Here is a 13,611-nt window from a genome sequence, read left to right as displayed (position 1 = left end):
CGTTCCTACGCCGACGTCCCGGGTCGGCCCGGGACCGCGAATCGGAACAGGCAGAATAAGACGATGCCCGACGGTTCCGCCTCCGCCACCGACGCGGCCGGCTACACCGTCCGCGCGGTCGCCGGTCGGCTCGGTATCCCCACCGCGACCCTGCGCAGTTGGAACCGTCGCTACGAAATCGGCCCCACCGCGCACCGGCCGGGGACCCACCGCCTGTACACCGAAGCCGATATCGCCCAGCTGAACCGGATGCTCGAACTCATCCGTGGGGGCGCCACCGCGGCCGGCGCCGCCGCTGCGGTGCGATCCCCGGCACCAGCACCCGGCGACCCGGCCTCGCTGCTGACCGCCGCGTTCGCCCTCGACTACCGCTCGGTGACGGCACAATTGACCGCGAACCTGCGAGCGGACGGCGTGGTGGACACCTGGGAACGGCTGTGCCGCCCCGCATTCGCCGATATCGTCGCCCGCCAGCTCGGCGGCGAGGGCTGCATCGATGTCGAGCATCTGCTGTCGTGGTGCATCACCTCGGCATTGCACCGCAACAACCCGCCGGACCGGTTGCGTCCCAGGCCTATCGTGCTCGCCTGCACCGGCGGCGAAACGCACGCCCTTCCGCTGGAGGTGCTGCATGCCGCGCTCGCCGAACGCGAGATCGGCGCGCAGATGCTCGGGGCGGATGTGCCCACCGCCGCCCTGACCGACACGCTGGCCCGGCTGGACCGCCCCGCCGACCTGGTGCTGTGGTCGCAGCACGAGTCGACGGCGCTCACCTCCAGCGTGCGGGCGGGCACCGCGGCGGGGGCCCGGGTGTTCGTCGGCGGCGCGGGCTGGGACGCGGTCATCCTTCCGGCGGCGGTCGAACGCCTGACGAGTCTTCCCGAAGCGGTCCGGCGACTCGGCTGAGCCTCCCGCCCGCACGCTTCCCACCACACCCATCCGTCGCCCCGGCCAGGGCGAACCACCTCGCGGCACGGTACCCGTTCGGTCGTGTATTTGCCCCCGAGGTCGCCATCATCCATGAAACGATGCATACTCGATGCAGAGAAGCGGCCCGCGGCCGCCGAGCGGAGGAGTGTGATGGTCGAGCAGGGCAGAACGGACCGGTCCGTACGACGGGTCGCGGTGGTAGGCAGCGGCGTGGCCGGTCTCACCGCCGCCTGGGTCCTCTCCGGCTCGGCGCGCGTGACCCTCTACGAAGCCGATCCCCGGCTCGGCGGCCATGCCGACACACATTCGGTTCGGATGAGCACGGGCCGCGAAGTCGGGGTGGATACCGGGTTCATCGTGCACAACGACCGCACCTACCCGACCCTGCTCCGCTTGTTCGCCGACCTGGGGGTCCGGACCCAGGAGACCGATATGAGCATGTCGGTCCGGTGTGACGGCTGCGGCCTGGAATACGCGGGCGCCCGAGGTCTCGGCGGCCTGTTCCCCCGACCGGGCACCCTCACCAGCGGCCGGTATCTCCGGCTGCTGGCCGAAGTGCCTCGATTCCACCGGCTGGCGCGAGCCGAACTCGACGCCGACCCCACGCGAGAGCTGACACTCGGTGAATTCGGCCGGCGGGGCCGGTTCTCTGACTATTTCATCAGCCACTTCCTGACACCACTGGTCTCGGCGGTCTGGTCCTGCGATCCGGTGACCGCCCTGCGGTACCCCGCCCGCTACCTGTTCACCTTCCTCGAACACCACGGCATGCTGACCGTCTTCGGCTCACCCACCTGGCGCACCGTGACCGGCGGATCGGCCACCTATGTCCGAGCCGTCGCCGAACGACTCGACACGGTCCGCACCGCCACTCCGGTGCGTGCGGTGACCCGACTCGCCGACGGAGTCGCCATCCGCGACGACGGCGACGAGGTCGGCGTCTTCGATGCGGCGGTGATCGCCACCCATCCCGGCCAGGCGCTGCGGATGCTCGCCGAACCCAGCCCGGCCGAAGGCGCGGTCCTGTCCGCGCTGCCCTATTCGGTGAACCGGACCGTCCTGCACACCGACGACTCGGTACTGCCCGCGGCCACGCGGGCCCGCGCTTCCTGGAACTACCGCCTGCCCGGCTGCGACGCGACACCGGACCGGGTCCTGGTGAGCTACGACCTCACCCGCTTGCACCGGCTCGGCGAATCCGCCGAACCCCGATTCCTGGTCACTCTCGGCGACGAGGACCGGATCGACCCGGCCGCGGTGCTGAACCGGATGGTCTACGAACATCCGCAGTACACCCCTGATTCCGTAGCCGCTCAGCGGCGCCTGGGTGAGATCGGCTGCGACCGTATCGCTTTCGCGGGTGCGTATCACGGCTGGGGGTTCCACGAAGACGGCGCGCTGTCGGGGCTGCGAGCCGCCGAACGGCTCGGCGCCCGCTGGCCCGACCGCGCCCTACGGCCCGTATCGACGTCATGACCGCCCGGCTCGCCTACACGACCATCGACCACGTGCGCCATACGCCGGTGCGGCACCGGTTCCGGTATCGCAGCTACAGCTGGCTCGTCGATCTCGACGATCTGCCGCGACTCCCCCGCCCGCTGCGCCCGCTGGCCCGTTTCCGCGCCGACGATCACCTCGGCGATCCGGATCGCAGCCTGCGCGAGAACATCGACACCTTCCTGGACGCGCACGGAATCGAGCTGCCGGGCGGCCGGATCCTCATGCTGACCAGCGCTCGGGTACTCGGGTTCGTGTTCAATCCGCTCACCCTCTACTGGTGCCGCGACCGTACCGGCACACCGGTATGTGTGGTGGCGGAGGTACACAACACCTACCGCGGCCGGCACCGGTACCTGCTGCGGACCGACGAACACGACCGCGCCGAAATCGGCAAACAGTTCTATGTATCACCGTTCAACGATGTGTCCGGCCGGTACCGGATGGCGCTGCCCGAGCCCGACGACCGGCTGCGCCTGTCCATCACGCTGCACCGTGACCATCCGGTGCTCACCGCGTCGATGACCGGCGAATGCCGGCCCGCGACCACCCGCGCGATCCTGGCCGCGGCCCTGACCATGCCGCTGGCGCCGCTCGCCGTCGCGGCCCGTATCCGCGTCCAGGGTCTTCGGCTCTGGTTACGCGGTCTACCTGTCGTTCCCCGTACTGTCTCGCCGATCGAGGAGCCGTCCCGGTGACCACCGAACTGCCGACCACGACCCCACCGCTCACTCTCCACTGGCCCGAAATCGAGCGGCTCCCCGCAAGCACCTGGGCAGCGGTCACCGCCGCTGTAGCGCGGCGGCTCTTCCGGCGGGCGGTGTCCCGGTTGCCGCTGCGCGTCGAGTATCCGGACGGCACCGTCCTCGGTAAGGATCCCGGCGATGCGGCGGCCCCCGTGCTCGTCCTGCATCGGCCGGACGATTTCGCGGTCCGGCTCGGCACGGCCGGGCTGATCGGTTTCGGCGAGTCGTACATGGCCGGTGACTGGTCGGCACCGGATCCGGCGGCCGTCCTCACTGTGCTCGCCGGGAACATCGAGAACCTGGTCCCGCCGGTCCTGCAGACCCTGCGCGGACTCTACGTCGCGAAACACCCCCGTTCCGAACGCAATACCCGGGCCAACAGCCGCGATAACGTCGCACATCACTACGACCTGTCCAACGAGTTCTTCGGCTTGTTCCTCGACGAGACGATGACTTATTCGAGTGCGCTGTTCCTCTCCACCGAGCCCGCTCCGCGATGGCGGGACCTCACCGACGCCCAGTACCGGAAGATCGATCGCATTCTGGACGCGGCGCGGGTGGGTCCCGGTACCCGGCTACTCGAGATCGGCACCGGCTGGGGCGCGCTGGCTATCCGTGCCGCCCAACGCGGTGCTCGGGTGCGCTCGGTGACCCTCTCGACCGAACAGCGCGACCTGGCGCTGACCCGCATCGAAGCGGCCGGCGCGGCCGACCTCGTCGAGGTGGACCTACTCGATTACCGCCTGGTGGACGGTGAGTACGACGCCGTGGTTTCCGTCGAGATGATCGAAGCTGTCGGATGCGAATATCTCGATATCTACTTTCGGACCATCGAGAAGCTGCTGGCCCCCGGTGGCCGGGCGGCACTACAGGCGATCACCATGCCGGACCATCGCATGCGCGCCACCCGCAACACCTACACCTGGATCCAGAAGTACATCTTCCCCGGCGGTTTCCTGCCGTCCACCCGTTTGATCGCCGATACCGTCGCCCGCGGCACCGGCCTGCGAGTCGCGGAGCGGTTCTCGATGGGCGAGCACTACGCGCACACCCTTTACCTGTGGCAGGAGCGCTTCGATGGGTATACCGACCAGGTGAGCGCGCTCGGCTTCGACCCCGTGTTCCAGCGGATGTGGCGGTTCTATCTGGCCTACGCCGCGGCGGGGTTCCGTAGCGGCTACCTGGGTGTCGAGCAGTTCGTGCTGGCCAGACGAGATGAGGTGTGATCAATGATCCGAACAGTCGATACTCTTCTCGACCGGGCGATAGTGCCCGGCTACACCCGCCTCGGCTACCACCTGCGCAAGGTCTGCTGGACTCGCGACGATCCACCCACCGACGCGCTGGACGGGAAAACGGCGCTGGTCACCGGCGCGAACTCGGGAATCGGCAAATCGATCGCCACCCGGTTCGCGGGACTGGGCGCCCGCACCGTGCTCGCGGTTCGTGATCCGGGCCGCGGCGAGCGAGCCCGGCGCGAGATCCTCGACGCCGTCCCCGGCGCCGAGGTGGAGCTGGCTGTCTGCGATATCTCCGAACCCGCCAGCGTCGACACCTGCGTTCGCACCCTCGCCGAGCGGCACGAGGCGCTGGACGTGCTCGTCCACAACGCGGGTGTGCTACCCACCGACCGGGCCGAGAACTCCGCCGGGAACGAACTGACCTTGGCCACCCACGTCCTCGGACCGTTGCGGTTCACCGACCGGCTCACCCCGCTGCTGGCGGCCTCCGGCGACGCTCGGATCATCTTCGTCGCGTCGGGCGGTATGTACGCCCAGCCGCTGCCCGTCGACGATCCGCAGTACCGCGGCGGCGACTACCGCGGCGCCACCGCCTATGCCCGCACCAAACGCATCCAGGTGGCGTTCGGGCCGCTCCTGGACGGACGCCTGGCCGATCACGGGGTCAGCGTGCACAGTATGCACCCGGGCTGGGTCGACACCCCCGGGATCACCGCGGCCCTCCCCCGCTTCAGTTCCGCGCTACGGCCGGCGATGCGCACCGCCGACGAGGGCGCCGATACCGCGGTATGGCTGGCCACCACCGATCCGGCGCCGCTCTCCGGACACTTCTGGCACGACCGGCGGATCCGCGACGAACACTATCTTCGAAATACCCGCTATCCGGAAAGCGAACTGCTGTCGCTGTGGGAGTACTGCCTCGCCGAGGCGGAGGTGGCACTACACCCGCACTGACCGCGGCCGCGGGGCAACGCCGACGGGGTTACGCAGACCTGATCCGCTCGGGTGGTGATCCGCGGCCGGACCGGCGCCCCGATGCATTCGCTGCGAGTTCTCGTGTCGGCTGCTCTCGGCTGCGTGCCCGGCCCGACCCGCTGGTGCCACCGCCCACCCGCACCGGTCCGGCGCGTGATGCCCGGCATATGGTGTCCGCATGCCCGACACGCGCACCAGCTACGTCACCGACGCGGCCGAGATCTACCGCCGGTCGTTCTCGATCATCCGAGACGAGGCCGAACTGGCTCGCTTTCCGGCCGATATCGCGCAGGTGGTCGTGCGGATGATCCACGGCTGCGGCCAGGTCGACCTGGCCGGCGATGTGCTGTTCACCCCGGGCGTGGTCGCGGCGGCCCGGGCGGCACTGCGCGCGGGCGCGCCGATCCTGTGCGATGCGAACATGGTCGCCTCCGGGGTCACCCGGGCCCGGCTGCCCGCGGACAACGAGGTGCTCTGCCTGCTGCGGGACCCCCGCGTACCGGAATTGGCGGCCGAACTCGGTACAACGCGGTCGGCGGCGGCGCTGGAACTGTGGCGGGAGCGGCTCGACGGTGCGGTGGTGGCCATCGGCAACGCGCCGACGGCCCTGTTCCATCTGCTGGACATGATCGCCGCCGGAGCACCGAAACCCGCCGCGGTGCTCGGGATACCGGTGGGCTTCGTCGGCGCGGCCGAATCGAAAGAGGCGCTCGCCGCGAGCCGCGGAGTCGAATACCTGACGGTGCGCGGGCGGCGTGGCGGGAGCGCGATCACCGCATCGGCATTGAATGCGATTGCGAGCGAAGCGGAATGACAGTGCGTGCGGGAAAACTGTGGGGGGTCGGGCTCGGGCCCGGCGATCCGGAGCTCGTGACGGTGAAGGCGGCGCGGGTGATCACCGACGCCGATGTGATCGCCTTCCACAGCGCGCGGCACGGTCGCAGTATCTCGCACGGTATCGCCGAGCCGTATTTGCGGCCGGGCCAGCTCGAGGAACATCTGATCTATCCGGTCACCACCGAGACCACCGACCATCCCGGCGGTTATCAGGGCGCGATCGACGAGTTCTACACCGCGGCCGCCGAACGGCTGGCCGCCCATCTGGCGGCGGGCCGGTCGGTGGCGCTGCTGGCTGCCGGTGACCCGCTGTTCTACAGCTCCTATATGCATATGCACCGGCGGCTGGCCGACCGGTTCGAGACCGAGATCATCCCTGGTATCACCTCGGTGAGCGCGGCCTCGGCTGCGCTGGGAACTCCGCTGGTGGAGGGCGAGCAGGTATTGACGGTGCTGCCCGCGACGCTGCCCGCCGACGAACTCACCCGCAGGCTCGCCGACAGCGAGGCGGCCGCGATCATGAAACTCGGCCGAACCTACCCGGCCGTCCGGAAGGCCCTCGCCGATTCCGGCCGCCTCGATCGCGCCTACTACGTGGAGCGGGCCAGCACCGGACGCGAGCGGGTTCTCGCCGCCGGAGACGTGGACGACTCCCAGGTCCCGTACTTCGCGATCACCATCGTCCCGGGTCCCGAACCGACCACACCGATCCCGGCCGGACCTGCCGCGACCGGTGCCGAACCGGTCGAGCGCGCCGGCCGGACCCGGATATCCGAGGCCATCTCGGGCAGCGACGCGTCCGGGGTGGGTGAGGTGGTGGTCGTCGGTCTGGGCCCGGGCGATACCCGCTGGACAACTCCGGAGGTGACCGCCGCGCTCGCCGCCGCCACCGACCTGGTCGGCTACGCGACCTATATCGACCGTGTCCCGGTCCGCCCGGGTCAGCGGCGGCACAGCAGCGACAACCGGGTCGAGTCCGAACGTGCCGCCATGGCGCTGGACCTGGCCCGACGCGGCGGCCGGGTCGCGGTGGTCTCCTCCGGGGATCCGGGGGTGTTCGCCATGGCGGCGGCGGTCCTGGAGGAATCCGCGGACCCGCAATGGGCGGGAGTGCCGGTACGGGTACTGCCCGGGATGACGGCGGCGAACGCGGTGGCCAGCCGGGTCGGCGCCCCGCTCGGCCACGACTACGCCACCATCTCCCTCTCCGATCGGCTCAAGCCGTGGGATGTGGTGGCCGCGCGGCTCGCGGCCGTCGCCGCCGCGGATATGGCGATCGCGGTGTACAACCCCGCCTCGAGCAAGCGCACCTGGCAGGTCGGTGCGATGAAGGACATCCTGCTCGAACACCGCGCGCCGGAAACCCCGGTCGTGCTCGGTCGTGATGTGGGCGGGCCGCAGGAATCGGTGCGGGTGATGACCTTGGGCGAACTGGAACCGGCCGAGGTCGATATGCGGACCCTGCTGATCGTCGGGGCCTCCACCACCGCGGTGGTCGACACCGACGGCGAGACCAGGGTCTACACCGCGCGCCGCTATCTCACCTGAGTCCGCCTCATCCGATAGCATTCCACTATGGAATAGAGTCGGTGGAAGGACAACGTGGTGAACGGCAAACAGAAGCGGCCGCTGAACTCCACGGCCGCCTCACTTCTGGGGTTTCTACACGAGGGACCGATGTCGGGCTGGGATCTGGTGACAACGGCCCAGGACACCATCGGTGATTTCTGGACCATCACGCAGAGTCAGGTCTACCGGGAACTCGCCGCCATGGACACGGCGGGTCTGGTGGTCAAGGGCGAAACCGGTGCGCGGGAACGCACTCCGTACCGGATCACCGACGCGGGGCGCGCCGAGTTCGCCGAATGGATCGCCCGCGATCCGAATCCTGAGACCATCCGCTTCCCGCTGTTGCTGACCCTGCATTTCGGTGGTCATCTGGAGGGCGCGCATCTGACCTCGATCATCGATAGTGCCCGCAAGATCCATCAGGAACGGCTGGACCGCTATCGCGCCGAGGCAACAGTCCCGGATCTGCCCTCGCATTCCCGGGCGACACTCGAATTCGGTATCGGATACGAACGCGCGGTCCTGGACTGGTTCGATCGACTACCCGAGATACTCGGCTCGTGAACCCTGCCGTGCACAACCCGGAAACCGGTGGCGCCACCGATCATCGATCTTCGGCGCTGCCGCCTGCCGGATTCTCGGTGGTGCACGCGGACAACGCTTCTCGCACTTCCTCGACCGTGCCCGCCACGGTGACCCCGGACGGGAGGGGCGGCCGGTCCACAACTACCACCGGGATCCCTGCGGTACGCGCCGCAGTGAGTTTCGCGGTTGTGGCCGTACCGCCGCTGTCTTTGGTGACCACCACACCGATACGGTGCCGAGCCAGCAGGCCGGACTCCTCGTCGACGGTGAACGGTCCACGCGCCGAAAGGATCTCGTGCCGCGGCGGAAGCGGGCCTTCGGGCGGGTCGATGGTACGGATCAGATACCAGGGCCGGGGGTAGCCGGCGAAGGCCGCGATCCCCTGCCGGCCGATGGTCAGCAGGATCCGGTCCCCCAGTTCGGTGGACGTGCTCGCGGCGGCGGCGAGGTCGGGGACCCGGTACCAGCGGTCACCGGGCTCGGCGGTCCAGCCCGGCCGGTTCAACCGGATCATGGGGACACCAAGTTGCGCGGTGGCCTGGGCGGCATGCGCGGTCATCGTGGCCGCGAACGGGTGGGTGGCGTCGACGACGAGCTCTGTCCGATTGTCCTCCAGCCATTTCCGTAAGCCCTCGACCCCGCCGAACCCGCCGATCCGCACCTCGCCGACAGGCCGGACCGGGTCGGATACGCGACCGGCGAGCGAGGACACGATCTCGTGTTCTCGCTCGCCGGTGAGCAGTCGGGCGAGTTCCCGGGCCTCCCCGGTCCCGCCCAGCAGCAGAATTCTCAGGGCTGGCCGCTGAAGTAGGCGATGGCCGAATCCAGCAGCGGTGGGCCGCCGGCGACGGCGAGGCCGATACCCGCACCGATGATGGCACCCGGGATGAGGCCGACACCCAGGAACAGGAACCCGATACCCGCGCCGATGGCGGCACCCACGGCAGCGCCCAGCGAGGCCGCCTGCAGTTCACTCATGAACCACTGCTGGGAGCCGATGAACTGCGCCTGGGACGGTGCGCCCGCGACCGGGGTGGCCTGCGGGGTCAAGGTCAACCGGCTGTTGCCCTCGTCGATGGACGCGGCGACCGCGACCACCTGGCCGTTGGTCACCTGGGTGAGCGGGATACTGGTGAGGCGCTCACCGGCAACGTTGCTGAGGACGACCGCGTTGTTGGTGGCATCCAGGCTGAACGCACCGCCGGATACCGTAGTGACCAGGGATTTCCCGGTCTGAGCCAGCGCCAGGTTGTAGTCGACACCGCGATCGTGACCGGTGACCTCCGGAACCGCGTTCTCCTGCTGCTCGACAGCGGGCGCCGCCGGAGCGGGAGCCGCGTAGCCCGTACCCGCGGCGATACCGGTGGCCGCGGCCGCCATGATTGCGGTTGCGGCGAACTTCTTGTATTTCACTATCGATCTCCCCGTCACGCGCGAATCCGCCTGACCCACGCTAGGAACTCCCGTGACCTTACTCCCGATGCCCGATTCGTCCATTCGGGTTGTCACATACGGGAAGTCTTCCCGGACAAGCCCTTCACCACCGACCACTGGGTCACCGGTAGCTGCGGCCGCCACGTGGTGAAGCGTCCCAGCGGTTCGCCGCGATAGACCTGGAAGCGGCGCAGGCCACCGCCGTGCGCCGCCGACCAGTCCAGTAGTAGCGCCTCCGACTCCGCGGTGACCGCGTTGGCCACCAGGCGTCCCCCGGCGGGCAATCGTGACCAGCAGTGATCGAACAAACCCGGCGTGGTCAGGCCACCACCGAGGAAGATCGCGTCGGGGCCGGACAGCGCGGCGCCCCCGGCGAGTTCGGCCACGGCCTCGCCGCGCACCTCGATATCGGGGACACCGAGCCCGGCGGCATTGGCGCGGATCTGGTCCCGGCGCCGCTGCAGGATCTCGAAAGCGACCGCCCGGCAGGCGGGGTGGACACGGCACCATTCGATGGCGATAGTGCCCGATCCCCCACCGATATCCCACAGCGTTTCACCTGGTCCGGGCGCGAGCGCCGCGAGAGTGAGGGCCCGGATCTCGGATTTGGTGAGTTGCCCGTCACCGCCGTAGGCACCGTCGGGTAATCCGGGTAGCCGGGTGAGGCGGGTGCGCCCGGACTCGGCCGATGCGGTGACAGCGACGATATTGAGCGGGTCGCCCGGAGGTTCGCGCCAGGTGCCGGCGATGCCGGACACCAGGCGTTCGGACGGCCCGCCCAGCTGCTCCAACACGGTCAGCGCCGAAGGCCCGAAACCGTTGTCGCGCAGCAATTCCGCAACCTGCGCCGGCGTCGCGGCGTCGGCGCTGAGCACCAGCACCCGCCGCTCCTCGACCAGCTCGGGCAGCAGACGTTCGAGCGGCCGGCCGACAGCACTGACGATTCCCACCTCCGCGACCGGCCAGCCCAGCCGGGCGCATGCCAGTGACGCCGCCGACGCCTGTGGGAAGACCCGCAGCGAGCCCGGGCCGAGCAACCGGGCAAGGGTGACGCCGATCCCGTAGAACATGGGGTCACCGCTGGCGAGCACGCCGAGGTGGGTATCGCGATAATCGGCCAGCAGACCGGGCAGGGCGGGCAGCAGCGGGGACGGCCACGGTTCCCGGCGCGCGGTCACCTCGTCCGGGAGCAGTTCGAGCTGGCGGGCCGAACCGAACAGCACCGCGCAGTCGCGCAGTTCCCCTCGGGACCGTTCGGACAGTCCCGCCCAGCCGTCGGCGCCGATACCCACCACCGGAATCGGCGGCCCCGCCCAGGTGAGCGCGGGGTCGGCGGTCACCGCGGCAGCCGCCGCCAGACGGCCTGGGGTAGCAGGCGCATCCCGAAGAACACCGGGCGCAGGATTCCCGGAATCCACACGCGCGTGGTCCGGCGGCCCAGTGCGGTCACCACCGCGGCAGCGACCTGGTCCGGGGTGCTCGAGAACGGGGCCGGGCTCATCCCCTCGGTCATCCGGCCCGTCACGAATCCCGGCCGGGCCAGCAGCAGATGTACACCGGTGCCGTGTAGCGCGTCGGCCAGACCGGAGGCGAAACCGTCCAATCCGGCCTTGGCCGACCCGTAGACATAATTGGCGCGCCGCACCCGGATCCCCGCCACCGAACCGAACACCACCAACTGGCCGCTGCCCCGGGCACGCATTTCGTTGGCGAGCACGGTCAGCACACTGATCTGGGCGGTGTAATCGGTATGCACCACCGCCAGGGCATGGGCGGGATCGTCCTCGGCGCGGCTCTGTTCGCCCAGCACTCCGAAGGCCAGTACCGCGACCCCGATCGGCCCGTAATCGGCCGCGATCTTACCGAGCAACGCGGGATGACCAGCGGTATCGTCGGCATCGAATTCCACCGGATACACCGCGGTCGCCCCGGCGGCGGTCAGTGCCGCGGTCTCGGAGTCCAGATCCTCGCAGCGCCGCGCGGCCAGTACCACCGCCCGCCCGGGCGCGAGCCGCAACGCGACTTGCAGGCCGATCTCGCTGCGCCCACCCAGCACCAGCACCGTGCCCGGGTCGATCCCTCGTGTTCGACGCACAACCATGCGCTCAGTCTGTCATCCGCCCGAACCGGCGGAGAGAACCGGGAGACGTGCAAGGCCGGTGCGACGCCCGCTACGGTCGATCCATGACGCTGCGTACTGTCGAATTGTCCCCGGCGGCCGTCGAGTTCCTCACCGAACGGCATCTGGCCACCCTCACCACCCTGCGTGCCGACGGCACTCCGCACGTGGTGCCGGTGGGTTTCACCTGGGACCCCGGCGCCGGTCTGGCCCGGGTGATCACCGACGGCGCCTCGGTCAAGGCCCGTAATGTGCGCCGATCGGGCTATGCCGCGGTCGGTCAGGTGGACGGCGCCCGCTGGCTCACCCTCGAGGGCCCGGCCGTCGTACTCGACGACCCGGCCGCGGTGCGGGAGGCCGAACGACGCTACGCCGAGCGCTACCGGGTGCCGCGGGAGAACCCGACCCGGGTGGTACTGGCCATCGAGGTGCAGCGGGTGCTGTGCGGGGTCCGGTTACGCGAGGGCTGACCCGGTCGGCCACCGGTCGCGCGCAATCCGCTAACCGTCGGCCGGGAGGACGGTGAGCCCGTGCGGACGCTCGTTCATCGAGACACATCCGTCCTCGGTGACGACCACGATGTCCTCGATCCGGGCGCCCCACTCGCCCGGGAAATAGATCCCGGGTTCGATGCTGAACGCCATCCCGGGCCGCAACTCCAGCTCGTTACCGGCGACGATATAGGGCTCCTCGTGCACCGACAGGCCGATACCGTGCCCGGTGCGGTGCACGAACGCAGGCCCGAACCCGGCGGCTTCCAGTGGTTCGCGGGCTGCCGCGTCGACGGCCTCGGCGCGGATACCGGGACGTACCGCAGCGACGGCGGCGGCCTGGGCGCGTTCCAGTTCCGCGCAGCGGGCCGCGATCTCCGGATCGGGTTCGCCCAGCACATAGGTCCGGGTGGAATCGGAGTAGTAGCCGGGGTCCACCGGCCCGCCGATATCGATGACCACCACATCACCGGCGTCGATCCGGCGATCGGATACCTCGTGATGCGGGTTGGCACCGTTGGGCCCGCTGCCCACGATCACGAACGCCGCCTCGGTATGACCTTCGGCCACGATGGCATCGGTGATGTCCTTGCCGACCTCGGCCTCGGTGCGGCCGACCCGCAGGAACTCCCCCATCCGGGCATGCACCCGATCGATGGCGGCGCCCGCCCGGCGCAGCGCCTCGATCTCGGCGTCGTCCTTGGTCATGCGCAGTTCGCGCAGCACCGGGGTCGCCGAAACCGGGAGCCCGCTGAAAGTACGCGCCAGCGGCAGCAGATGCAGTGCGGGCATGGAATCGGCCACTGCTACGCGGGAGCCGATATGCAGCGCCGACTGGACCAGCTGGTACGGATCGACCCCGTCCACCCAGTCCAGTACCCGCAACCCGAGTTCGTCCACCGCGGAATCCCGCAGCCCGGACACCTCGAGTTTCGGGATCACCACCGACGGCGTGGCCTTGTCGGAGGTGATCACCAGACAGGTCAACCGTTCGAACGATTGGGCCGCCGATCCGATGAGGTATCGCAGATCCGGGCCGGGGGTGATGAGCAGGGCATCCAGATGGGCGTCGCGGATCAACTGCACCGCCCGCTCCAATCGCTGCCCGTAGACATCCGCCGCGAACCGTGACTCCGTGTGCGCGCTCATGATCTCGAAGGTACCCCGCGCTCAGGGGGCGGCACATC

The 13,611-nt window shown here is 69.6% G+C and carries 14 protein-coding genes; 9 read left to right on the top strand and 5 right to left on the bottom strand.

Annotation, left to right across the window (positions count from 1 at the left end):
* The first annotated feature begins 63 nt into the window (after positions 1–63).
* The 8 genes from OG405_RS07105 (at position 64) to OG405_RS07070 (ending at position 8,359) form a co-directional block, all read left to right on the top strand.
* On the top strand, positions 64–906 hold the full coding sequence (locus OG405_RS07105; RefSeq protein WP_327150819.1) for a MerR family transcriptional regulator: 843 nt from the start codon (positions 64–66) through the stop codon (positions 904–906).
* A 174-nt stretch (positions 907–1,080) separates the two neighbouring features.
* Positions 1,081–2,406, top strand: a complete 1,326-nt coding sequence (locus OG405_RS07100) for an NAD(P)/FAD-dependent oxidoreductase (protein ID WP_327150818.1) — start codon at positions 1,081–1,083, stop codon at positions 2,404–2,406.
* Complete coding sequence (locus OG405_RS07095; protein WP_327150817.1) at positions 2,403–3,125, top strand: DUF1365 domain-containing protein; 723 nt, start codon at positions 2,403–2,405, stop codon at positions 3,123–3,125. Before OG405_RS07100 ends, OG405_RS07095 begins: the two co-directional genes overlap by 4 nt.
* Positions 3,122–4,399: a class I SAM-dependent methyltransferase gene (locus OG405_RS07090; protein ID WP_442790671.1), complete on the top strand. Its 1,278-nt coding sequence runs from the start codon at positions 3,122–3,124 to the stop codon at positions 4,397–4,399. The genes OG405_RS07095 and OG405_RS07090 overlap by 4 nt, the downstream gene beginning before the upstream one ends.
* Before the next feature lie 3 nt (positions 4,400–4,402).
* On the top strand, positions 4,403–5,368 hold the full coding sequence (locus OG405_RS07085) for an SDR family NAD(P)-dependent oxidoreductase (protein WP_327150816.1): 966 nt from the start codon (positions 4,403–4,405) through the stop codon (positions 5,366–5,368).
* A gap of 199 nt (positions 5,369–5,567) precedes the next feature.
* On the top strand, positions 5,568–6,203 hold the full coding sequence (locus OG405_RS07080; protein ID WP_327150815.1) for a precorrin-8X methylmutase: 636 nt from the start codon (positions 5,568–5,570) through the stop codon (positions 6,201–6,203).
* The gene (gene cobJ / locus OG405_RS07075; RefSeq protein ID WP_327150814.1) at positions 6,200–7,774 is read left to right on the top strand and encodes a precorrin-3B C(17)-methyltransferase; all 1,575 of its coding nucleotides are present in this window, start codon (positions 6,200–6,202) and stop codon (positions 7,772–7,774) included. Before OG405_RS07080 ends, cobJ begins: the two co-directional genes overlap by 4 nt.
* A 54-nt stretch (positions 7,775–7,828) precedes the next feature.
* Positions 7,829–8,359, top strand: a complete 531-nt coding sequence (locus OG405_RS07070; protein WP_442790670.1) for a PadR family transcriptional regulator — start codon at positions 7,829–7,831, stop codon at positions 8,357–8,359.
* Positions 8,360–8,399: 40 nt separating this feature from the next.
* Here the strand turns inward: OG405_RS07070 and OG405_RS07065 are convergent, their stop codons facing one another.
* The 4 genes from OG405_RS07065 to OG405_RS07050 all read right to left on the bottom strand — a co-directional run bounded on the left by OG405_RS07065 (position 8,400) and on the right by OG405_RS07050 (position 11,915).
* Positions 8,400–9,173 (bottom strand): cobalt-precorrin-6A reductase, encoded by a 774-nt coding sequence (locus tag OG405_RS07065; protein ID WP_442790732.1) that lies wholly within the window; start codon positions 9,171–9,173, stop codon positions 8,400–8,402.
* The gene (locus OG405_RS07060; protein WP_327150812.1) at positions 9,170–9,793 is read right to left on the bottom strand and encodes a hypothetical protein; all 624 of its coding nucleotides are present in this window, start codon (positions 9,791–9,793) and stop codon (positions 9,170–9,172) included. Before OG405_RS07060 ends, OG405_RS07065 begins: the two co-directional genes overlap by 4 nt.
* 92 nt (positions 9,794–9,885) lie before the next feature.
* Positions 9,886–11,154 (bottom strand): precorrin-6y C5,15-methyltransferase (decarboxylating) subunit CbiE, encoded by a 1,269-nt coding sequence (gene cbiE, locus OG405_RS07055; RefSeq protein WP_327150811.1) that lies wholly within the window; start codon positions 11,152–11,154, stop codon positions 9,886–9,888.
* On the bottom strand, positions 11,151–11,915 hold the full coding sequence (locus OG405_RS07050) for an SDR family NAD(P)-dependent oxidoreductase (RefSeq protein WP_327150810.1): 765 nt from the start codon (positions 11,913–11,915) through the stop codon (positions 11,151–11,153). The genes cbiE and OG405_RS07050 overlap by 4 nt, the downstream gene beginning before the upstream one ends.
* 83 nt (positions 11,916–11,998) lie before the next feature.
* On the opposite strand from OG405_RS07050, the gene OG405_RS07045 reads away from it, so the two are divergent.
* Entirely contained in the window at positions 11,999–12,403 is a 405-nt protein-coding gene (locus OG405_RS07045) for a pyridoxamine 5'-phosphate oxidase family protein (protein WP_327150809.1), read from the top strand.
* A 30-nt stretch (positions 12,404–12,433) separates the two neighbouring features.
* Here OG405_RS07045 and OG405_RS07040 read toward each other — a convergent pair whose 3' ends face one another.
* Positions 12,434–13,573, bottom strand: a complete 1,140-nt coding sequence (locus tag OG405_RS07040; RefSeq protein ID WP_327150808.1) for a M24 family metallopeptidase — start codon at positions 13,571–13,573, stop codon at positions 12,434–12,436.
* Positions 13,574–13,611 lie beyond the last annotated feature (38 nt).

Origin of the sequence: Nocardia sp. NBC_01329, assembly GCF_035956715.1 — a bacterium.
Classification (GTDB): domain Bacteria; phylum Actinomycetota; class Actinomycetes; order Mycobacteriales; family Mycobacteriaceae; genus Nocardia.
This window is presented reverse-complemented; position numbering and strand designations above follow the sequence as displayed.